This window comes from Segatella paludivivens DSM 17968 = JCM 13650 (assembly GCF_000373185.1).
GTDB classification, from domain to species: Bacteria; Bacteroidota; Bacteroidia; order Bacteroidales; family Bacteroidaceae; genus Prevotella; species Prevotella paludivivens.
On the sequence record NZ_KB890643.1, the window covers coordinates 1 to 21,622 of the forward strand.

The window sequence follows — 21,622 nt, forward strand, 5'->3', positions numbered from 1 at the left end:
TATTGCCAAGCAACGCAGCACGAAAATTATTCTTCTGCATCGTAAGCTTCAGCCCATCAGTAACATAAATATTGTTCACCTTGCTAATCTGGTAATCAGCACTTCCTGCAAGCGTTACAAAGTCTACATTGCGATTGAAGTTGAAACTGGCATTATTCTCCAAGTTCCATAGTCTATCCTTATCAAGTGCCATTGAGAATCCATTACTTACAGAACCGGTCCAGTTGCCATTTATATTACGTGGCTGATAAGTATATACACCACTTGACTGATTGTATGTGACGGCATTTCCAATAAGATTTCTGTCAATCCTAAAATCAGCTGCTACATTATATTGAGCCTGCATACTTGCAATTCTGTTGCGGAATCCCAAATGAAATACATGACTTAATGAATTTTTCAAGTCATTGTTTCCGCGATACCTTGCGAGTGGATCAGTTGTATCGGTAACATTTATTTTCTTTATCAATTCTGGTGTATTTATTTCTGTACCATAACTCATATCAAGTCCCATTCCCTTAGGTGTTGAATAGTTGAATGATACCGACGGAGTAAACAGCCAATTGCGATTAAACGCCATTGTGTCTAGACTAGCTTTCTGGTAGCGCAGCTTTTCATACTTATTAATGATGTTGATATTTAAATCAAACCTCATCTTGCCGTCCTTGTCATCCTTGTCATAGAATACATGAAAGAGACCTGAATGTTCACGTGAATGATACCACGTGTAGTTACTATTTCCATAGTCTAGAGCTGCCAAAAGCGAATCTCTTGTAGAAGGAATATCACCTATATGGTGACTCTTTGACCAGCCATCCAACCAGTCGAGTCTGTATTTATCATGTATCTCATGCCTGTACCGCTGCTTATACTCATATCCCATAGCAATGTTCCATTTATTTAGCAGATGAATATTGTAATTCCCCCATACTTTGTATCTAAAATGAGTCGTAGGTTCCTTACTATACTGATTCTGCAGATCATCATGGTTTTGATCCATATATCTAATCTGATAGTCATTGAATCCAGTACTTTTCTCTTTCGTATATGTGGCATCCATATTCACATCAAAATTGTCTCCCCAAGGTAGCTTTTTGGACATACCGAGTACTTCCCATAGTGAGGAATAATATCCATTTCCATGCATATCTTTCTGCATACTATTTACCATTGTGGTATCAATGGGTTGCAACTCCGCTTTAAATATTCTGTCTATCAAACTCTCTGCGCCTTCATTGTCATGAAACGGACTCTTATTATAAGTAACCGAACGTTGTGTAGATTTTGAACTACCATTACTATATTCCCACCCTGTACTTGAAGATATATAAAAAGGTTTCGATATAGTAAGTTCATTATTTATGGTAGAATATATTCCATACCCATTAGAATTATTAAATGAAGCCACATAGTTTTCCTTTGTTGGCAGAAATGTAGAGGCTACAGTTCTTGTTTTATCATCATTATTACTCCATATTACTTCTCCGGAGAAATGATTCTTAACAGTTTCATCTTTATTTGCAGAAAAGACGTCCATCCCAAGAACCTTTCTAGAAAACACACCATTATCCGCAGTACGGGGATCCTGTTCGCCATCAGACCCGGGGTAGTAATATTGATTCATGTTGTTCAAATTGCCAAATAAAGTAAAGCGTGAATGTGGCGTGTATCTCAGCCCAAAGAATCTACCTGTATATCTATTATGTGTTCCGCATCCTCCCTCAGCATTAGCAATATAGCCCTTAGAATATTCCTTTTTAAGTTTGACATCCATCACAAACTCTTTACGCTCATTATTATATCCAAGATATTTACTGCGATCAGTCGTCTTATCATAAAAGCTCACATTCTTAACGGTGTATGCTGGAAAATTCTTCAGGGCCAATTGTCTGTCTTTTTTTAAAAATTTTTCACCTTGCAATAACAGATTATCCACCTTCTTGCCATTAAGAAATATCTCTCCGCTATCAGTCAGTTTAACTCCTGGCAGTTGTCGAATGAGTTCATCAAGCATTGAACCATTTGGAAGATTGAATGCATCGGCATTATACACAACAGTATCATTCTTGAATACAATCTTAACCCTTGTAGCCTTCACCACAACGTCTTTCAAGTCCTTGCCCTGCAAAGTCTTGATCTTACGCTTCATATAATGAAAGGGTGCATCAAAAGATTCATTTCGTCCCAAATATTTCACGTCATACTTAATATAACATGTTTCATAATCGGGATGTTCAGCCTTGATGATATATTTTTGGGGTTCGGCAGGTATGCTAAACTTATAATAAGAGTCCATGTAGCTTTTGTCTTCATTATAGTATTGAACTTTCTGGCTATCAATAGGCACTTTGTTTTCGTCAAGAAGAGTGATTTTCACGTTCTTAATTCCTCCATTTGTGAATGCATCTTTTACATGTCCACAAAGTAGTATTATTCTGTTATTTGACAGCATTGGCATTGCTGCTAGTAGTATTAGTACAATAAGTAATGTTCTTCTTTTTTCCATTATGTGTTGATTCGTATGTGGTTATTAGATGAATATATTATATTCATTGTTTTTTAGCCATTAATTCTATGGCAAAAGTACTATTTTTTTTACAATTAATGTATATATTAGTCTTTATTTTGATTACAAAATATATAAACATCATGTTTTTTTATCTATTTATGATAAACAAAACTGTTGTAATTATTTGGTAATGATATATTTAATAGCTACATTTGTAAACACACAATGTTATTTTTTTAATAGATATGGAACTTGAATATTACATGCGACGTTGTCTTCAATTAGCTCGTAATGGTATGCTTAACGCTAAACCTAATCCTATGGTAGGAGCTGTTATTGTTTCTGCCGATGACAGGATAATAGGTGAAGGTTATCATGTACGTTGTGGAGAAGGACATGCTGAAGTAAATGCGTTTGCAAGCGTGAAACCAGAAGATGAACACTTGCTTAAAGAAGCTACAATATACGTAAGTCTTGAACCATGTTCGCATTACGGAAAGACTCCACCCTGTGCTGACCTCATAATAAGTAAAGGTGTAAAAAGATGTGTATGCGGATGTATAGACCCTTTTGCGAAAGTACAAGGGCGAGGAATACGCAAATTGCGTGAAGCGGGAATAGAGGTGATAGTGGGTGTGATGGAAAAAGAATGTCTTGAACTTAATAGACGTTTCATTACATTCAATACCCATAGCCGACCTTATATAATATTGAAATGGGCACAGTCAGTAAATGGCTTTATTGATAACGATTTTAAAGCTTTTACTTTTTCGACGCCATTCACAAAGATGTTATCTCATAAACTAAGAGCAGAGAACGATGCAATACTTGTGGGACGCGTTACAGACGAACGAGAACATCCGATGCTGAACGTGCGTGAGTGGTACGGTAATGATCCTACGCGCATCGTATTAACTCATGATACAGATATTGATGAAATGTTGAAAGAACTGTACTCAAAAAAAATGCAGTCAATAATTGTTGAGGGGGGAGCGAAAACTCTAAATTCATTTCTGGATTCGGGTCTGTGGGATGAAATACGCGTAGAGACATCTCTAAAATATGTAAATAATGGTACTAATGCCCCAACGCTTCCTTACAATATACGACTTATAAACAGTCTTGATATTGACGGGAATAGTATAAAGACTTTTTTAAAATACACAGAGTAGAAATAAAAAATCATCTTTACGATATCGTAAAGATGATTTTTTATTATTTGTTTTTTCTACCGAAGTCGGCTGGAACCTCTCCCCACTTTTTAGTTTCCCATTTTATGATAGGAACGTTTATACTGTGGGTTCGTAGCCATTGCTCAGCGCGCGCTACAATTTGATATAACTCTTCTGTGCGTGGATTACGTTCCAACTTTGTCTTACATGCTTTCTTGTTTACCCAAAGTATGGCATTATAACTGTCAGAATATATCACCTTGTCTTTAATTCCTTGTTTTTCCATAAGTGCCAAGGCATGAACAATAGCAAGAAATTCACCAATGTTGTTTGTCCCATGCACAGGACCGAAATGGAAGACCTGAGAACCATTGGCAAGGTCTATACACTGATATTCCATCGGACCGGGATTACCCGAACATGCAGCGTCAACAGCCCAAGCATTAGCCTTTACTTCTAAAGGCAACGGCAGTACGGTGTCATTGCGCCAGTCGGGTGGATTTGTCAGATTGGAATTTGTCATAATCAGTTTAATGTATTACATTCTTTCAGGAACTTCAATACCAAGTAGAGCCATACCGTTCTTGATAACTTTGGCAACATTCTGTGCCAATACAAGACGCGTAATCTTTTCTGCTTCATTTTCAGCATTTAATATGCTGTAATCATGATAGAACTGGTTGAAGTCTTTTGTTAGTTCATAGCAATAGTTTGCTATTCCGCTAGGACTGTAATCTTTTCCTGCTTGTTCTAGAGCAGCACCAAACTCATTCATTTTCTGAATAAGTTCTATTTCCTTTTCGTTAAGTGGTGCATCTGCATTCAACGATTCCGGAAAATTAATGTTCTCAGCATGAGCCTTACGGAGTATAGAACGGATACGTGCGTATGTATATTGAATGAAAGGACCTGTATTGCCGTTGAAGTCAATACTCTCTGCTGGGTTGAACAACATGTTCTTGCGTGCATCTACTTTTAGGATAAAGTATTTAAGCGCACCAAGACCGACAATGCGTGCCACTTCCTGCTTCTCGTCATCCGTCATATCCTTGAACTTCCCAAGTTCATCACTTGTTTTTCTTGCATCTTCAACCATCGTAGATACAAGTTCATCAGCATCAACAACAGTACCCTCACGGCTTTTCATTTTTCCGTTAGGAAGTTCTACCATACCGTATGAGAAGTGGACAAGTTCCTTTCCCCATTTGAAACCAAGACGATCAAGTAATAGTGACAGAACCTGGAAATGATAGTTCTGCTCATTACCTACAACATAAATCATCTTGTCAATAGGGAAGTCTTTGAAACGCATATCAGCAGTACCGATATCCTGTGTCATATACACAGAAGTACCGTCGCTTCGGAGCAACAGTTTTTGGTCAAGACCATCTTGTGTCAGGTCAGCCCATACACTGTTGTCATCCTTGCGGAAGAAAAGTCCCTTTTCAAGACCTTCCTCTACCTTCTTTTTGCCCTCGAGGTATGTATTTGATTCATAATATATCTTATCAAAGCCTACTCCTAGGGCTTTGTATGTCTCGTCAAATCCTGCATAAACCCATGCGTTCATCTTTTCCCAGAGAGCACGCACCTCAGGATCGTTGTGTTCCCATTTTACAAGCATCTCATGAGCTTCTTTTATAAGTGGAGCTTCATTTTTTGCCTTTTCGGTAGCAGCTTCCTCGGTCATGCCATCCTTTGTATATTGGGCTTTCAACTCTTCGCATTCTGCCTTATAATGCTTGTCAAAAGCAACATAAAAGTCACCAATAAGGTGGTCACCCTTTTTCCCAGCTTTCTCTGGAGTTATTCCTTCACCCCATTTTTGCCAAGCAAGCATACTCTTGCAAATATGGATACCACGATCGTTGACAATGTTTGTCTTTACGACCTTGTTACCATTAGCTTCCATAATCTGGGCAAGCGACCAACCGAGCAGGTTGTTACGAACATGTCCAAGATGAAGTGGTTTGTTGGTATTTGGAGAACTATACTCAATCATTACCAGTGGAGAATTCTCTGTAACTTGCTTCTCACCAAATTTTTCATTGGTATTGATATCATTTAATAGAGCAATCCAAGCCTCTTTGGCGATGACAAGATTAAGAAATCCCTTAACGACATTGAAACCAGCTATCGCGCTACAGTTCTTAACCAAAGCTTCACCAATTTCATTGGCAGTATCTTCTGGCTTTTTCTTTGATATCTTAAGAAAAGGGAAAACTACAAGAGTAAGATTACCCTCAAAGTTACTACGTGTCTTTTGCAGTTGCACCATATTTTCGTGCACATCCTGACCATAAAGTTCTTTCACCACGCTGATGACAGAACTGCATATTTCATTCTCAATATTCATACCGGTAAATAATAAAATTCGAATTCATGTGCAAATTTACAATAAAAAGGAAAAAGAACAAAATAAAACAGTCAAAAAGATATTTGCGCGTTTATTTGCTAATCTCTCAATTCATTCTGTATTCTTTGACAGAACTGAGTAACAATATCCAACATGTCATCAGGAAGATACTCGTAAGCTTTTTCTATCATGCTATCCGGAACTTCATAATAAGCCTCGGCGATGGCTCCACATATAGCAGCTTTGGTGTCAGTATCACCACCTGCAGCAACAGCAATGCGTATAGCATCCTCGAAGTTATCACTTTCAAGAAAACAGCTTATAGCGTAAGGAACAGTCTCTTCGCATAATCCATCGAAATGCCCCTCACTACCAATTTTGTATATGTCTTTAATCGTTGGAATTGAATATCTGAAATTGCGTTTTACGGCACTTTCAAGTTCTTCCTTAGTTATTCTGCATGTACGAAGCCAATAAATTATAGTAGCAACACATTGCGCACCCATAATTCCGTTTGGATGATTATGGCTCACCTCCGCACTCCTTTTCGCCTCTTCAAGTATCTCATGGTAATCATCAAAAAGCCAACCTACCGGACTTACCCTCATAGCAGCATCATTACCACAGCTGTTGCTGGGTTGTGGATTATCCTGTTCTATCCACTTACTGAAAGTAGTGCTATATCCTCCCATTGGATTCGGATATCTTCTGCACCAATCAAGAAGTGAATCTTTGTATGTCCTTTTATTAAGGATCGCATCAGCTATCGCGACGCTACATATTGTGTCGTCGGTATAGTTGCAATCTTTATCGAATAGTATAAAATTCGGTGTAGTCTGCTTTGCAAATTCAAAGCGTGAGCCTACGATGTCTCCAATTATCGCTCCGAGCATAGTATAAGGCTAAAAGGTTAATAATATTTGATGAGTCAAAAAGGCTCATTGTGGTCCCACCGAGAATCGAACTCGGATCTAATCTTTAGGAGAGATTTGTTCTATCCATTGAACTATAGGACCCCCTTAATTAGTGACTTTTCTAATTGCAGAAAAAGCCAATCTCATTTGCAAAGGTAATGCTTGTTGCCATAAGAACAAAATAAATTCATTTATTTTTGTTCTAAAAATGGTTTATTGCAACAATATTACCTTTGTAAATAAAATAAGAGTCAGTAGTAAAAACTAGCATGGAGTCTTATGTGTCATAATATCAAGTACCATATCATCTGTTGAGCACATTGCTTCTTTCCCGATACTTGTAAGGTTATGTATGCTTTGGTCTACATCGTGGTCAATGATTCCTTCTGCAGAAGTTACATATTTCCCTTCGCGAGCCAACAATGCACTGAGTAGAGCTGTACTAACACCAGAGCATATCTTAAGTGAACAACTTGGTTTAGCACCGTCACATATCATTCCAGTAAGATTAGCTATCATGTTTTTTACAGCATGACAAACGTCTTTGTAGTCGCCCCCCATGAGGTATGTAATTCCGCAACTAGAACCTATACTTGCTACAACACATCCGCAAAGTGCGCTTAGTTTACCAAGACTCTGCTTGATATATATAGCAGAAAGATGACTAAGCGTCAGTCCACGGATAAGTTCTTCCTCTGTATTTTCGTTTTCCTCTGCATAAACAGCTACAGGATTTGTAGCGCATATACCTTGGTTGCCTGATCCTGAATTACTCATTACAGGAATCATAGCGCCACCCATACGTGCATCACATGCAGAGGCTGTCTTTGCAATAATATGAGAGAAGATACTGTTACCGAAAATTCCACGACTCAGCGGACGGTCCATAGTTTTGCCTAGACAATGACCGTAATTTCCTTTTAAACTTTCCTTTGCAGCCTTTAAGTTGTATTCCTTTGTCTTCAGGATGAATTTGAGCTCTTCAATAGGACTTGTTATTGCGAAGTCCCACACCATTTGCATGTTGAGGCTAATCTCTGTTTCTTCGTTGTCGCAGTCAGTACCTTTATGCTTATCAAGAAGAATATCACCATTAAGCTCCTCATAAATAAAGTTAGTATGAGCTCCTGATATTATGGCCGTAGACTTGTTTTTGCCCGACTGGCAAATCACTTCTATATAAAGTTTCTCTGTTATATTCGGTTTCAGACATATTGCTATATGCTTTTCACATACATATTTCTTTCCCATTTCAAGACTCTCTGGTGATAAGTCTTTTATAACTTCAAGGCTATATTTACTTTTGCCAATGATAGCCCCAAGTGCTATTGCTATAGGTAGTCCTATCATATCAGTACCAGGAATACCTACTCCCATTGCATTCTTTAGAATGTTAGCACTAAGCAAAACGGTTATCTTTTCAGGGATTACATTCAAAATCTCTTTCGCACGTGCTGTACAAAGTGATACTGCCATAGGTTCTGTACATCCTACGGCAGGAACCACCTCTTTGTTTATCAGCGAGATAATCTGTTTACGAATATTATTGTCTAGCATTGTGATATTTATCTAATCCTTTTTGAAGGAAAGCCGTGTATTCAGGAATATCCTCCTTGTATGAATAACTACCGTTTAGTGGATTACCCTCATTGTCAACAGGAACATAGAATGGTTGGGCATTAGCACCAAACTTGCTACGTTGTAGATAACTCCATTTGTCACCAACAGTACGCAGCGTACGCTTTTGGCCGTTTTCAGTTATTACCATAGGCTTCTCCAATGGGGTCTTATCATCAACAAAGAGTGATATCAATATATATTCTTTGCTGATTTTCTCTTCTACTTGTGGATCTGTCCATACAGCAGCTTCCATTTTGCGGCAGTTGACACATCCAAATCCTGTAAAATCAAGAAGAGCTGGCTTACCAGCAGCTTTTGCTGCAGCCATTCCGGCTTCATAGTCTGTATATTGAGCTTTTATCTCTTTAGTGTCAAGGTTAAAGTCCTGAGTATTCATTGGTGGAGCGAATGCGCTTACCGCTTTACATGGTGCACCCCATAATCCTGGCACCATATATGTCGCGAATGCCAATGAGCATAATCCAAGCATAATGCAAGGTACAGGCATTGGCTTGTTTATATCGCCACCAACCTCATCACTTTGAAATTTAAGTTTTCCGATAAGATATAGTCCGAGTGCACCGAATATAACAATCCACAATGACAAGAAAACTTCTCTGTCTAATATATGCCAGCCATAAGCAAGGTCAGCAACGCTAAAGAATTTCAGTGAGAATGCTAATTCGATGAATCCCAACACTACCTTTATTGTGTTCATCCATGAACCTGATCTTGGTGCGCTCTTCAGCCAGCTTGGGAACATGGCAAATAACGTGAATGGCAATGCCAAAGCAAGTGCAAATCCAAACATGCCTATTGCAGGACCAAGTATAGAACCTGATGTTGCGAAATCCACAAGTAGGAATCCTATTATAGGACCTGTGCATGAGAAACTTACAAGAGTAAGTGTGAAGGCCATAAGGAAAATAGAAAGCAATCCTGTTGTTGATGTTGCCTTAGTGTCTACTGCATTTCCCCATTTCTCTGGTAAGCGTATTTCAAACCAACCAAAGAAACTGACTGCAAACAAAATAAGCAGCAGACAGAAAAGTATGTTGAATACAGCATTAGTGGCTAAAGCATTTAATGCCGACGCACCGAATAATCCTGTAACAGCAAGTCCTAAAGCTAAGTATATAACCACGATAGATATACCGTAAGTTATAGCGTCTCGTATTCCTTTTTTCTTGTTGTCTTTTGCTCGTTTTAGGAAGAAACTAACGGTCATTGGTATTATAGGCCATACACATGGTGTAAACAATGCAAGCAATCCTCCAAGGAAGCCCATGAAGAATATGTAAGCCCATGATTGGTTACCACTGTCGCTATTTCCATTCTGTTGGCTTAATTTTCCTATTACGGGTTTCCACAATGACGTTTTGTCGGTTGAAGACAGATTCGAACTAGTAATTGAATCAGCTTTTGAAATGCTGTCAGCTTTTAGATTAGCTAAACTGTCAGCCTTTAGTTTGGCAAGCGCAGCCTTTGCTTCAGGAGATCCACTTGCGGCAGCAAGCAACAAAGCTTTGTTGTCGGAAGAAGATGCTGTATTTGTTTTACTTGTTGATGCAGCTGTAGCCGGACTTTTTCCATTTTTATTAAAGTCTACCGATGTTGGTGGTAGGCAATTTTTGTCATTACATGCACCATATTCTAGATATGCACTTATATTATAATTAGGCTTTGTGAACTTTACTTTCTGTACAAACTGGACACTATGCTCAAAATATCTGAGCTTCATTTCAAACAGTTTGTCATAGTTAGATATTTCACTTCCACGGGGAGTTAATTTGCCTACAAGTTCAACTCCGTCAAGTTTGTTGACGTTAAACGTTGCAGAAATAGGTCCATCAGCTCCCAAACCAGTGGAATAAACATGCCATCCCGAACTTATATTTCCACTAAAAATAATTTCAGCCTCTGCCGTTCCGTTGGTTTTCAGTTGAGAAGAAAACTTCACCGGGTTTAACATTTGAGCCTGTGCCATAACAGCAATCAACATCATTATGGCTAGTGATACAATCTTTTTCATATTTCTTTCTCGTCTTCTATTATACAATAATTTTATGCATCAAAATGATAATAATATATGATAGGTTATATTCAAAAAATGACATATAACCTATCATTCTGATGCAAAATTACAAAAAATAATACGAAATGCTTATATTTTGTGAGTGTTTTTAGTTATTATTATTTATCAATCCAAATTATTGCCTTTAAACTACTCTTGGATATTATCAAGAATCTGGCTGGAATGTATTTTTACTTTTATCTCTTTTGGACCAATAATGCGTGTTATAACTCCAGCTTCATCAGTAATAAATGTTGTTCTGAATGTTCCCATCGTAACCTTACCATACATTTTTTTCTCACCATACACTCCCAGTTCCTCTACAAGTTTCTTTTCTGTGTCTGCAATAATAGGGAATGGTAAGTCATATTTCTCAATGAACTTTTTATGGGATTTCTCATCTTGGATGCTTGCGCCAATTACAGCATATCCCTTTTCAAGGAATGAATGATAGTTGTCGCGCAGATCGCAAGCCTCACTAGTACATCCTGGTGTGCTATCTTTTGGATATACGTACAATACAAGTTTTTTACCATTGAAGTCACTTAGCTTCACTTCTTTTCCATCTTGATCTCTTCCGAGAACTTCTGGTAATTTCTGTCCTACTTCCATATCATTTAAATTTATCAAGTTTGAGCTACGCTTTATGCGTAGCCCGTCTTTGCTTATTATAATAATACTGTATCTTTTCGCTCATAGAAATTCTGAATGATATTTACTATGGCTTTTGAAATGTTCTTATCAATATAAGAATATTTGTTTCCGCTGCTTATCGACTTAAGAAAAGACACTAATTCGTATCTGAGACCTTCACCCTCAAGTGGATAGAAATGCCGCTTGTTATCAACAGGATTCTCATATCTTACTTCAAAATAATCAGTCTTCCACCATGGAGCTGGTACATATATGTAACCCTTTGTGCCGGAGATGATTAGTTCACCCTCTGATTTTACACCTTGTCCAACCTTTATTGAGGCTACAGCATGAGGATAAATTAATGATATCTTTGTAAACGTGTCATAGTCTAAGTCTTCACGCAGTAAATGTGTGGCAATTGTCTTTGATGAATAATCAGTACCAAGTAGTTGAAATACAGGTAACAAGGCTGTAGGTCCCCATGCACATATACTATTCCATATACTTGACATCATTCCGTCATTATCAATCTCAACATTGTAAAGACTAGTGCATGTGGCATCAACAGATACAATCTTGCCTATTATTCCGCTTTTTGCTAATAGGCATAGTCTGTAATAAGCCAAACTATAAGCAGTCTTGATAGAATCCATCAATATACATTTGTTGCTTTCGGCAATAGCGTATAATTCAGTGAGTTTGTCTTCACATATTGTTATTGGTGATTCACACAGCACATGCTTACCTTTGCTTAATGCCTTTTTGATATCATCGTAATGATGCTTAGGGCTTGATATAATATATACTCCGTCTGAATTTTCCAGCAAATCATCTATACTGTAATAAGTCGTAAGCTTTTTCAGTTCAGATGAGAAATACTTTGTGTCTCTTGAATATACACCACTTATAGATAACCCATTTACATATTGGCTCTCTCGTTCGATCTTATTTAGTATCGGTGATTCTCCTACAAGTCCAATCTTCATATCGCGTTTCTCGGCACGAATCTCAGAGCTGGATATCCCTTGTGTTCTTTCAAGATAAACTACTTTGCAAAACTCTTTCAGATAGTCGAAATGTCCTTCCCAGTCAGAACCTACGGTAAATATATCAATGCCAAGTCTCTTGATATCGTCAATCTTTTGTCCTTCATATTCTTCAACGATAATTTCATCGGCAAGTCCGGTAGCTCTGACAGCTTCTACTCTTTCAATGAGCGATTGCTGGACATTGATCTTGCCACGTTCACGATCAAAAGAATCTGCTGTGACTCCAACAATTAGATAGTCGCCAAGGGCTTTTGCCCTTTCTAGCAACCGGATGTGGCCCTTATGAATTAGGTCGTATGTACCGTAGGTTATAACTTTTATCATACTTTGTGTAGATTAAAGAAGTCCTTTTTTGTTAAGGTCTGCGAAGGCAGCAATGAGCTTGGAGTTATCGTCTTTTGTCAATGCTCCGATATGTCCAACACGGAATACTTGATCCTTCATGTCGCCTCCGTTGGGACATATCCATATTCCATATTCATCTTTCAACGTAGTGAAAATATCATAAGCCGAAACATTTAGGGGATGTATAGGCGTTACGGCATTGGAAAGAGATTTTGATACAATCTCAAATGGTAAATCTTTGATTCTGTTTCTGAAATCAGTCGCAATACCATGAATCTTATCAATTTCTGTCTGTGCACCACCTGCTGCGTCAATCTCTCTTAGCCTCATATTTATCTGTCTAAGGATTCCAACAGCCGGAGTAAATGGCGTCTGACCTCGTTGAGCATTTTTTAATGCATCTTTTAGATCAAAATACATACTTCTTACGTTATTCTTGTTAACCCTTTCAACAGCTTTTTCTGAAAGAACAATAACAGATACTCCCGGAGGACATGCCAGAGCTTTCTGTGATCCGGTGATCATGACTTCTGCATGCAACTCGCACATGTTGAATGGATCTGCAAGAAAAGAACTTATTGCATCTACGACAAGGAACAGATTATTTCTTTTGCAGAATTCGCTAATAAGCTTTATGTTGTAGTGTACTCCTGTGGAAGTCTCATGAACGTTTACTAGGAATCCAGTATATCCCTTGCCGTCAAATGGTGAAAGGAGTTCTTCGGAAATGTCTTCACCGAAAGCTGGATTTATCTCATCGTAGGGTATTTCGTGGATTTTGCATAGTTCCACAAATCTGTGACCGAAGCTGCCACCGTTAATGATGAGAACTTTGTCATTAGCAGTAAAGACATTCATCACTGTTGCTTCCATTGATGCGGTGCCTGAACCTGTTATGAATAATACTTTAGCCTGTTCTTCAGCCTTGGAGAATTTTTTTATCAGTCGTTCGTTTTCAAGCATTATTTCAGAAAACTCAGGTGTTCTGAAATATGGTACTTGTTCGCCTCCTATTTCTCTTACGGCATCAGAGGACATAACCGGTCCTACAGTGAAATTTAGCATATTCTTCATCTTTTTATGTTATGATTGCATTCATATAATACACAATCGTGCACAAAAATAATAAAAAATATTTAGATAATGTTAGGTTGTTCTACAATAAATAGCTACCTTTACATTTAAAATAAAGTAATTTAATATGAGGATAGTTTTATTTTGTGAAAATAAATATGCAATAGATATACTTAAGCCATTGCAGGACGAGGCCGAAGATGAGGGCGTAAATGATATTTTATGGTATGTTCATAAAAAACGTATTCCAGATTTTCCTTTGAAAGATAGTGTGAATTGGACTAATAGTATTCAGGAGGTTTATGATTTCTTTCCTGACGTAGTGTTTGTTCCGGGAAATATTGTACCATACTATCTTAGGGGAGTAAAAATACAGATATTTCACGGTTATGCGGCAGAGAAAAAAGACCATTGGATCATAAGAAGATATTTTGATACTTATTTCACACAAGGTCCTTATTTCACGCGAAAGTTTAAGCAACTGTCTTATAAATATAAAGACTTTGAAGTTCTAGAGACAGGATGGACGCGACAGGATTGGATAAGTGACCATCGTTCATCATTTGATATTGAAAAGAATGAACTGCTGCAAAAATATGGAAAGAAACAGATAGTTTTATATGCTCCAACGTTCTCTCCCAAACTTACTTCACTGCCATTGATAAAGGATGCTTTAATCAAGTTAACCAAAGAGAAAGATGTTTTATTGATGATGAAGTTCCATCCGCTTACAAGTCAAGAATGGATTGACGAATATCGTCAGCTGGCAAATGAACATGACAACATGATATTCGTTGAAGATTTCAGTGTTACAAAATATTTGTTGATGGCGGATGTAATGATTAGTGACACCTCATCTACAATTTATGAATTTCTTTTGCTCAATAAACCCGTTATCACTTTGCGTGCAATATCAAAGGACATTTATTGGAAGAATATTGATGATCCAGAAGAACTTTGTGATGCTTTCGAACAAGTTCAGCATGACAAAGAAATAATCTCATTGCGTCACTGGGTGATACAAAATTACGATCCATATAGTGCTGGAGGAGTGGCACAGAGAATGCTTGAGGGCGCACGCGATTATATACGTCGTCATGGTGTCCCTAAAAAGAGAAAGCTTAATTTGTGGAGAAAATATACAAGTATAAAAACATTTGGAAAGGTAAGACGTTAACGTCTTACCTTTATTGTCTACGTTTTCACTTAGGTTAGCTCCCACTGTACTACTACCTTTTTTAATGTGTTTTAATGCAGGAACCTATACATTCTGATATTTAATTTGAGCCATTTGCTATTATGATTCTTGCGCCAAACAGAAATATATTTTATAGGGAATAGAGGTGTACTCATTGGCAAGTTGCCTGTAGCCTTATATAAATTAAAGTTTAACGACTTGATTTTATTGTCAAGCATGTCTAGGTCTTTGTCGTTGATTACTTGTTTTTTCAGTATGTATGTGCGAAATATAAACCTGCATCTCTTTAGTAGTTTATAGTTAAGCATTTTCATTATGTCATCAGGTACATTGTTGAAATGACAGGCTTGTTCTATCATATTGCATGTGCATACAATATTGTCTCTAAAATGCTTGTCTGAAAACGCAGAACTCATGGTTTGTCCCTCGCGCCCAAGAGTGTATCTATAGAGTGGTAATTTAAAGTATATGGCAGTTTTAACTTCAGTAAATGGACTGAATATCCATTCCTGATCGGTGTAAGATATGCCTTCTGTTTGTTTGTAATCAATATTAAGCAGAAGTTCTCTTTTATAAGCGACGTTATGCATCCAAAGATTCCAAATGTTATTGTCTTTGCATAACTCCCTAAAGTCAACAATCTTGTTTTCTGGGATATCGCAGCTAACGATGGTCTCAAGCTCTGGATACACCTTAACGTAATCACTAATCACCATATCGGTGTCACATTCCTTAATATAATTAAGGTAAGCTTCAAAGACTCTAGTGTTGAAACAATCGTCGGCATCAAGTACTTTTATGTATTTTCCAGTAGCTCTTCTAAGTCCAACATTTACGCAAGAACCATAATTTCCGTTCCCTTTGTCAATGACGACAAACGTATCAGGATATTTGTTTCCATATCTTTTGGCAATGTCATAAGAAGCGTCTTGGCTTCCGTCGTTGATTACCAAAACTTCAATAAGCGACATGTTATCTGTGAGCAGCGAATCAAGGCACGCCTCCAGATAGTTTTCCATGTTGTATGTAGGGATTATTATAGTTAAAAGTTTTTGCATGTTTATTTATTGTCGTGAGTTAAACCATTTTTGCATCTTTTTCTATTCTTGTTAGTAAAAGCAATCTTAAAATTATTCTCGACCACCTTACCTCTTTTGTGATAAAGATGATGTTCTATTGCACAAAATTGAGCATATTTCTTATTAATGCCGTTATTCATCAGCCTATTAAATAGGTCAATATCTTCGACACCATAGCCAACGATATCCTCATCAAATCCGTTTACTCTTTCAAGATCACTTTTAAACATAGCCATATTTGCACCGCGTCCATATAATTTATTCCAGCTATACATCTTAGATGTTACAGGGAACAAACATCTGATATGTACCATATTCACTTTGCGTATGATTCCCTTTGTGAAAAGTCCTAACTTAACATTTTTGCTTGAGAGTAGCTTTTTTGACAACAAAGCTGATAGCTTAGTGCGACCACCTATAACAAAACATCCTTTAGTAGCGAGTCGCTCGTGATCTTCAATAAACTTATTGTCAAGGATGATATCTTGATCTATAAAAATAACATAATCACCAGTACAGTATGTTCTTATGGCATTGTTTCTTGATAATGCCAGTCTGAATCCCTCATCAGGAATCCATGCATGAACTAACTTACATGGGAAGTCTTTCTGCATGTTCTCAATAAGAGTTTTTGTTTCGTCTTTAGACCCGTCGTCAGCAATAATTACCTCGTCTGGCATACGTGTTTGTATCATGATGCTTTTGAGGCAAAGGTGCAATGCCTCTGGCCAGTTATACGTCGATACAATTAGACTGATTCTCATACCTATTTTATTAATTATATTCCAATATTGTGCATAGATAATGCAAAAATAAACAATGTGATGTCTTTTTCTACTTTTGATTTTTGTGACCTATCTTTTGCAAAGATATGCATATTTTACCGATTTTGTATGTGAAAAGTATATTTTTTTGTTTACTTTTTGCTTTTTCCTTAATTTTAAGCTATTATTTCATTAGCTTTTCCATTCCGTCAATAACTGCTTTACTTAAAAATGCACCATTACTCAAATTCTTGCTTACACGACTTACATTTTCACGCATTTTTTGCATTTCTTCTAATGTTATAGATTGGAGAATGTCGTTAAGTTCGGCAATGTTAGATATACATATACCAATGCCTTCGCTCTTGATGATAGGTGCTATGGCAGCCTCTTTCCATACGATGATTGGCAATCCAGCACGAAGATAGAACGATACTTTATGAGGACTATTCCAGCGCAAATATTCTCCGAATGAACCAGAGCATGTGTCTAATGAGTCCCCGTCCCATACAAATCCGAAATCTCCGTCCACACTGGCAATGAAATCTTCTGATTTCATGAAATCGTGGACCTGTATGTTATCAGAATCCTCTAATCCCGGAAGTCCGTTTCTATTGCCGTATATGTTCAGTTTATAACCTTTAATTATATCTTGCATTTTCAATAGAAAAGCATTTTTTCTTATTGCAAGCGCTCCGGCATATACAAGAGAATAACGGTTGTTATCACATATGTGTTCTTTGGATGTTGATATAGATCTATAATCAAATAGACCAAGTGAATTCAGAGATTTGTTATATCCGTTATTCTTCAGCCATGTAGCCATTGTTTCGTTTGACGCAATTACATGGTCGGCATGCATTAGTCTTAAAATCTCTTTTTTTATTGTGAGCTTTTTGCGTCTCATGGAACCTAGGTCATGAATAAGTGCAACAACCTTTGCTTTGTGCAGATGTGCGTAATTGCATATAAAAGAAAAATATTTCTTTACTGGATATTGCAACACAATGATATCACCTTTCTTTATAGTAAACATCATTTTAATGATGCCTGCCAAATCAAAAAAGAATGTTATTATCTTACTGTCATAATATGTTGTTGGCAAACCAAGATTGTGGGCATTGAGTTCTTTTAAAGTGCGCTCGTTGTCAGTCTTGGCTTTGTTGCCAGAGTTCTCTATCGTTTGATAGTTGCGTGATATATAGCAAAGGCGTTTTGTCATGTTCTAAAGTTCTAACGTGAATTTTAATTTGTGTTTTTTCTGAAATCTTCGCCAAAACCTAGCTCTTGCAGGCATAGCTATGTTTAAAGCCGCATCTACGTTAAAGTGACGTGCATTAGCGTATTCAGTAACCAGAAGTTCGATAAATCTTTTTGGACCCCATAATCTGGTAAGGTTTATTACTCCTTTTTTCAATTCTACGTTTCCAAAATACATCCTGTTTATGTCTACTATCGTGAAATGGTAACCTTGGTTGTCTTTTTCCCACAAAATGTTTCCTGGGGTAAAATCTTTGTGCATGATGTTTTTCTCGTGCATATTGGCTGCAAACTTTCCAAGAGCGATAGCCATTCCTTCATACTCTTCAGGCGTAGCGTCACCCATTTCATAGAGAGTGTGACCATAATCGCACTGTATGCTGATGAAATATGAAAAACCTAGAAGATTAAGAAATCCTCTTTGTTCAATCAGTGCTATTGGTTCTGGTGTAGAGATGCCTTTTTTGAGCATTATATCTGGGTATTCAAAAGCTCGTTGCCCCTTAGGCTTACGGATACCCCATGAATATACGAATTTGTTTGGACCAGATGGAATATGATATCTCTTCACGTTCGCCACTTGTCCGTCAGAGGTAGTAAACACCTTTATTTTGTTTCTTCCCTTATATATTGTAGTGCCTTCTTTTTCGAAAATATCAGGTATATTTTCAATCCATCGGCGCATATATTCGTATTTAGGATTTATTTTTATCATCTATCTGATCTTTATCTTCCATTTTTTTAATGATGCAACATCATTAATTTTCCTGGTCTTTTTTAGCAATAACCTTTCCGTTTACAACTTGGAATCTTCTGTTGAATTCCTCTCGAGTACGTTTCCAACGTTTGTGAGTCCATAGATAGTAACGTGGTTCCTTATTTATTGTTTCTTCAAGCATCCTGAAGAATCGCCTTGTTATCTCATGTTCCGGTAGTGAATTTGGATCTTTTGTTATGAGTTTATATGTCGCTGTATAGTAACCCCGTTTAGGACGTGACATCTCAACATAAAACACTGCGTCATTCATCTTTTTCATTATACGCTCCGCACCCGTGAAAACTGGGGTCTCTGGGTGGTTGAGAAAAGGTAGCCATAGATGTATGTTTTCCCATTTTGGTCCCTGGTCTGATATATATCCGAAAATACTTCTCGTCCCATTGCGGCGATAGTTTATAAGAAATCTCAGTATATCCTTTTTAGGTACGGTTACGCCATTTGTTTGCGATGAACGTATCTGTTTGAAAAGATTATCGAAAGCTGAGTTCCGCAATGGATGATATACAAGTCCCATGATGCGACTTTTCGGTAGGTTTATACCTACGCAAGAAAGCCATTCCCAGTTGCAATAATGTCCTAGTATTGTAGCCACATCCTGTCCTTCCTGAAAACATTTCTCAACTTCTTCAGAATTAACAGTTTTGAATCTTCTTCTAAGTTCACTATCACTGATGCTCAGCAGTTTCACAGCCTCAAAGAAGTAATCTGCAAACCAGTGATAGAAACCTTTTTCGATATCTTTTATCTCTTTCTTACTCTTGTCAGGAAAAGCCGTTGATATATTTTCGCATACTACTTTTCTTCTGTATTTGATAATGTAATATACTATCAAATATTCAAAGTCTGCCATGCCGTAGAGTATTTTTAGGGGCAATAGCGACAATATATAAAAAAAGTAATATACTATTTTTGTCATTAGCTTTGCATATCGTGCAGTTTCTTGTAATACCCGTCTTTATCCAATAATTCTTGATGTGTACCTCGTTCGACTATCTGTCCCTCATGTAGCACGCAAATCTCGTCAGCATTCTTAATTGTACTCAGACGGTGGGCGATAGCTACTGTAGTACGAGTTTTCATAAGTCGTTCTAGGGCATCCTGAACAAGACGTTCACTTTCTGTATCGAGTGCAGATGTAGCTTCGTCAAGAATCAATATAGGAGGATTTTTCAGTATAGCTCTAGCAATGCTTACTCTTTGACGTTGTCCTCCGCTTAATCTGTTTCCACGGTCACCAATGTTTGTGTCGAATCCGTTTTCGCTTTGAGATATGAAATCGTAGGCATTGGCAATTTTTGCGGCATCCTCTATCTGCTTATCAGTTGCACCTTCAACACCAAAAGAGATGTTATTGCGGAATGTATCGTTGAAAAGTATTGCTTCTTGATTCACGTTACCAATAAGTTGGCGCAAATCATGAATTCCAAGGTCTTTAACGTTGATGCCGTCTATTGAAACTTCGCCTTCCTGTACATCATAATAGCGTGGAATGAGATCTACCAAAGTGCTCTTTCCACCACCGCTTTGTCCTACGAGGGCAATAGTTTTACCCTTTGGAATAATAAGATTTATATTTTTGAGTACCCATATAGTCTCGCTTCTACCGTCTTTTGTTGGTGAGTTGTAAGAAAACGAAACATTCTTGAATTCTATCTGATGCTCAAAACTCTTTATATGAGTTGGATTTTCTTTTTCCTTAATATCTATTTCTGCTTTCAGAATCTTGTCTACACGCTCCATGCTCGCAAGTCCCTTTGGAATATTATATCCTGCTTTTGAAAACTCTTTTAATGGGTTTATGATAGAATATAGCATTACAAGATAGTATATGAATTTAGGACCTGTGAGTGTGTGGTTGTTGAGAACAAGTATTCCTCCAACCCACAAAACAATGATAATCATCATTGTACCCAAAAATTCACTCATAGGGTGGGCTAGTTGCTGACGAGTATTTACACGCATGATGTTATCTCGATACTCGCTGTTTATCTTATCAAAACGTTTGTTCATCTTGCCTTCAGCACAGAAGGCCTTTATTATTCGTAGACCTCCCAAGGTTTCTTCTACTTGACTCATCGTGTCACTCCAAAGACTTTGTGCCTCAATACTACGAGCTTTGAGTTTTCGCCCGACAAATCCCATAAACCACCCGAATATAGGTACGAAGATGATTGTAAATAATGTTAGCTGCCAAGATATCACCATCAGTGCTATGAAATAGCTTATTATTAGTATTGGATTTTTAAACAGCATATCAAGGCTTGACATGATGGAACCTTCTATTTCCTGGACATCACCACTCATTCTTGCAATAATATCGCCTTTGCGTTCCTCACTAAAGAAGCCTATTGATAAAGCATTGATTTTCTGATATAGTTGGTTGCGGATGTCGCGTACTACACCTGTACGTATAGGAATGATGGTCGCTGATGAAAGAAAATAGGAAACGGTTTTTAATAAAGTCATGAATGCAAGCAGCAATCCTATAACGAGAAGGGTGTTAGCAGCACCAACCTCAACAATAAAATGCTGTATGAAGTAGTTGGCATTATTTGTAAACCAATTTGTTATGTCATTGAATGAATGTACGTTATCCCAGCTGATAAGGGCTTTCACCACTTTTGCATCACTTGTTTTGAACAGTATCTGTAAAATAGGGATAAGAGTGGCAAATGAGAATATATTCAATATTGCAGACAGGATATTGAATATTACGCTCAATGTCAGATATTTCTTGTATGGCGGCACAAATCTTTTTAGTACCTGGAAAAATTCTTTCATATATAATTATATA

General features: G+C 37.4%; 17 protein-coding genes and 1 tRNA gene. 2 read left to right on the forward strand and 16 right to left on the reverse strand.

Going from position 1 to position 21,622, the window contains the following annotated elements:
• Positions 1-2,506, reverse strand: a 2,506-nt coding sequence (locus tag B045_RS14410) for a TonB-dependent receptor (RefSeq protein ID WP_044067687.1), incomplete at its 3' end; no start/stop codon positions are given.
• Positions 2,507-2,754: 248 nt separating this feature from the next.
• Between B045_RS14410 and ribD the strand changes: the two genes are divergently transcribed.
• Entirely contained in the window at positions 2,755-3,681 is a 927-nt protein-coding gene (ribD, locus tag B045_RS0107120) for a bifunctional diaminohydroxyphosphoribosylaminopyrimidine deaminase/5-amino-6-(5-phosphoribosylamino)uracil reductase RibD (protein WP_018463587.1), read from the forward strand.
• Positions 3,682-3,724: 43 nt separating this feature from the next.
• Here the strand turns inward: ribD and B045_RS0107125 are convergent, their stop codons facing one another.
• From B045_RS0107125 to B045_RS0107165, 9 genes are all read right to left on the reverse strand, one after another.
• The gene (locus B045_RS0107125) at positions 3,725-4,204 is read right to left on the reverse strand and encodes an RNase H family protein (protein ID WP_018463588.1); all 480 of its coding nucleotides are present in this window, start codon (positions 4,202-4,204) and stop codon (positions 3,725-3,727) included.
• Between the two features lie 15 nt (positions 4,205-4,219).
• A complete protein-coding gene (gene argS, locus B045_RS0107130) occupies positions 4,220-6,037 on the reverse strand; it encodes an arginine--tRNA ligase (RefSeq protein ID WP_018463589.1) in 1,818 nt (605 codons plus the stop codon).
• Between the two features lie 98 nt (positions 6,038-6,135).
• Positions 6,136-6,930, reverse strand: coding sequence for an ADP-ribosylglycohydrolase family protein (locus tag B045_RS0107135; RefSeq protein ID WP_018463590.1), 795 nt, complete (start codon positions 6,928-6,930; stop codon positions 6,136-6,138).
• Positions 6,931-6,981: 51 nt separating this feature from the next.
• Positions 6,982-7,053 (reverse strand) — tRNA-Arg (locus B045_RS0107140).
• 162 nt (positions 7,054-7,215) lie between these two features.
• A complete protein-coding gene (locus tag B045_RS0107145; RefSeq protein ID WP_018463591.1) occupies positions 7,216-8,508 on the reverse strand; it encodes an L-cysteine desulfidase family protein in 1,293 nt (430 codons plus the stop codon).
• Complete coding sequence (locus B045_RS0107150; RefSeq protein ID WP_018463592.1) at positions 8,495-10,603, reverse strand: protein-disulfide reductase DsbD family protein; 2,109 nt, start codon at positions 10,601-10,603, stop codon at positions 8,495-8,497. Before B045_RS0107150 ends, B045_RS0107145 begins: the two co-directional genes overlap by 14 nt.
• A gap of 192 nt (positions 10,604-10,795) precedes the next feature.
• Positions 10,796-11,257: a peroxiredoxin gene (locus tag B045_RS0107155; protein WP_018463593.1), complete on the reverse strand. Its 462-nt coding sequence runs from the start codon at positions 11,255-11,257 to the stop codon at positions 10,796-10,798.
• A gap of 56 nt (positions 11,258-11,313) precedes the next feature.
• Positions 11,314-12,654 (reverse strand): adenylyltransferase/cytidyltransferase family protein, encoded by a 1,341-nt coding sequence (locus B045_RS0107160; protein WP_018463594.1) that lies wholly within the window; start codon positions 12,652-12,654, stop codon positions 11,314-11,316.
• Between the two features lie 12 nt (positions 12,655-12,666).
• On the reverse strand, positions 12,667-13,749 hold the full coding sequence (locus tag B045_RS0107165; protein ID WP_018463595.1) for a pyridoxal-phosphate-dependent aminotransferase family protein: 1,083 nt from the start codon (positions 13,747-13,749) through the stop codon (positions 12,667-12,669).
• A gap of 127 nt (positions 13,750-13,876) precedes the next feature.
• Between B045_RS0107165 and B045_RS0107170 the strand changes: the two genes are divergently transcribed.
• Positions 13,877-14,926 (forward strand): CDP-glycerol glycerophosphotransferase family protein, encoded by a 1,050-nt coding sequence (locus B045_RS0107170; protein WP_018463596.1) that lies wholly within the window; start codon positions 13,877-13,879, stop codon positions 14,924-14,926.
• A 71-nt stretch (positions 14,927-14,997) separates the two neighbouring features.
• Here the strand turns inward: B045_RS0107170 and B045_RS14415 are convergent, their stop codons facing one another.
• From B045_RS14415 to B045_RS0107200, 6 genes are all read right to left on the reverse strand, one after another.
• A complete protein-coding gene (locus B045_RS14415; protein WP_025884035.1) occupies positions 14,998-16,005 on the reverse strand; it encodes a glycosyltransferase family 2 protein in 1,008 nt (335 codons plus the stop codon).
• 2 nt (positions 16,006-16,007) lie between these two features.
• Positions 16,008-16,790, reverse strand: coding sequence for a glycosyltransferase family 2 protein (locus tag B045_RS0107180; RefSeq protein WP_025884037.1), 783 nt, complete (start codon positions 16,788-16,790; stop codon positions 16,008-16,010).
• Between the two features lie 184 nt (positions 16,791-16,974).
• The gene (locus tag B045_RS0107185) at positions 16,975-18,012 is read right to left on the reverse strand and encodes a hypothetical protein (protein WP_018463599.1); all 1,038 of its coding nucleotides are present in this window, start codon (positions 18,010-18,012) and stop codon (positions 16,975-16,977) included.
• Between the two features lie 3 nt (positions 18,013-18,015).
• Positions 18,016-18,765 (reverse strand): lipopolysaccharide kinase InaA family protein, encoded by a 750-nt coding sequence (locus tag B045_RS0107190; protein ID WP_018463600.1) that lies wholly within the window; start codon positions 18,763-18,765, stop codon positions 18,016-18,018.
• Positions 18,766-18,808: 43 nt separating this feature from the next.
• Entirely contained in the window at positions 18,809-19,744 is a 936-nt protein-coding gene (locus B045_RS0107195; RefSeq protein WP_025884040.1) for a lysophospholipid acyltransferase family protein, read from the reverse strand.
• On the reverse strand, positions 19,744-21,609 hold the full coding sequence (locus B045_RS0107200; protein ID WP_018463602.1) for an ABC transporter ATP-binding protein: 1,866 nt from the start codon (positions 21,607-21,609) through the stop codon (positions 19,744-19,746). The genes B045_RS0107195 and B045_RS0107200 overlap by 1 nt, the downstream gene beginning before the upstream one ends.
• Between the last annotated feature and the right edge of the window lie 13 nt (positions 21,610-21,622).

What these genes read in the sequence shown, in the direction of transcription:
- B045_RS0107125 (WP_018463588.1), bottom strand. Translation starts at nt 4,204, where the DNA reads ATGACAAATTCCAATCTGACAAATCCACCCGACTGGCGCAATGACACC.
- B045_RS0107160 (WP_018463594.1), bottom strand. Translation starts at nt 12,654, where the DNA reads ATGATAAAAGTTATAACCTACGGTACATACGACCTAATTCATAAGGGC.
- B045_RS0107180 (WP_025884037.1), bottom strand. Translation starts at nt 16,790, where the DNA reads ATGAGAATCAGTCTAATTGTATCGACGTATAACTGGCCAGAGGCATTG.
- B045_RS0107150 (WP_018463592.1), bottom strand. Translation starts at nt 10,603, where the DNA reads ATGAAAAAGATTGTATCACTAGCCATAATGATGTTGATTGCTGTTATG.
- B045_RS0107135 (WP_018463590.1), bottom strand. Translation starts at nt 6,930, where the DNA reads ATGCTCGGAGCGATAATTGGAGACATCGTAGGCTCACGCTTTGAATTT.
- B045_RS0107165 (WP_018463595.1), bottom strand. Translation starts at nt 13,749, where the DNA reads ATGAAGAATATGCTAAATTTCACTGTAGGACCGGTTATGTCCTCTGAT.
- B045_RS0107170 (WP_018463596.1), top strand. Translation starts at nt 13,877, where the DNA reads ATGAGGATAGTTTTATTTTGTGAAAATAAATATGCAATAGATATACTT.
- B045_RS0107195 (WP_025884040.1), bottom strand. Translation starts at nt 19,744, where the DNA reads ATGACAAAAATAGTATATTACTTTTTTTATATATTGTCGCTATTGCCC.
- B045_RS0107155 (WP_018463593.1), bottom strand. Translation starts at nt 11,257, where the DNA reads ATGGAAGTAGGACAGAAATTACCAGAAGTTCTCGGAAGAGATCAAGAT.
- argS (WP_018463589.1), bottom strand. Translation starts at nt 6,037, where the DNA reads ATGAATATTGAGAATGAAATATGCAGTTCTGTCATCAGCGTGGTGAAA.
- B045_RS0107185 (WP_018463599.1), bottom strand. Translation starts at nt 18,012, where the DNA reads ATGACAAAACGCCTTTGCTATATATCACGCAACTATCAAACGATAGAG.
- B045_RS0107190 (WP_018463600.1), bottom strand. Translation starts at nt 18,765, where the DNA reads ATGATAAAAATAAATCCTAAATACGAATATATGCGCCGATGGATTGAA.
- B045_RS14415 (WP_025884035.1), bottom strand. Translation starts at nt 16,005, where the DNA reads ATGCAAAAACTTTTAACTATAATAATCCCTACATACAACATGGAAAAC.
- ribD (WP_018463587.1), top strand. Translation starts at nt 2,755, where the DNA reads ATGGAACTTGAATATTACATGCGACGTTGTCTTCAATTAGCTCGTAAT.
- B045_RS0107145 (WP_018463591.1), bottom strand. Translation starts at nt 8,508, where the DNA reads ATGCTAGACAATAATATTCGTAAACAGATTATCTCGCTGATAAACAAA.
- B045_RS0107200 (WP_018463602.1), bottom strand. Translation starts at nt 21,609, where the DNA reads ATGAAAGAATTTTTCCAGGTACTAAAAAGATTTGTGCCGCCATACAAG.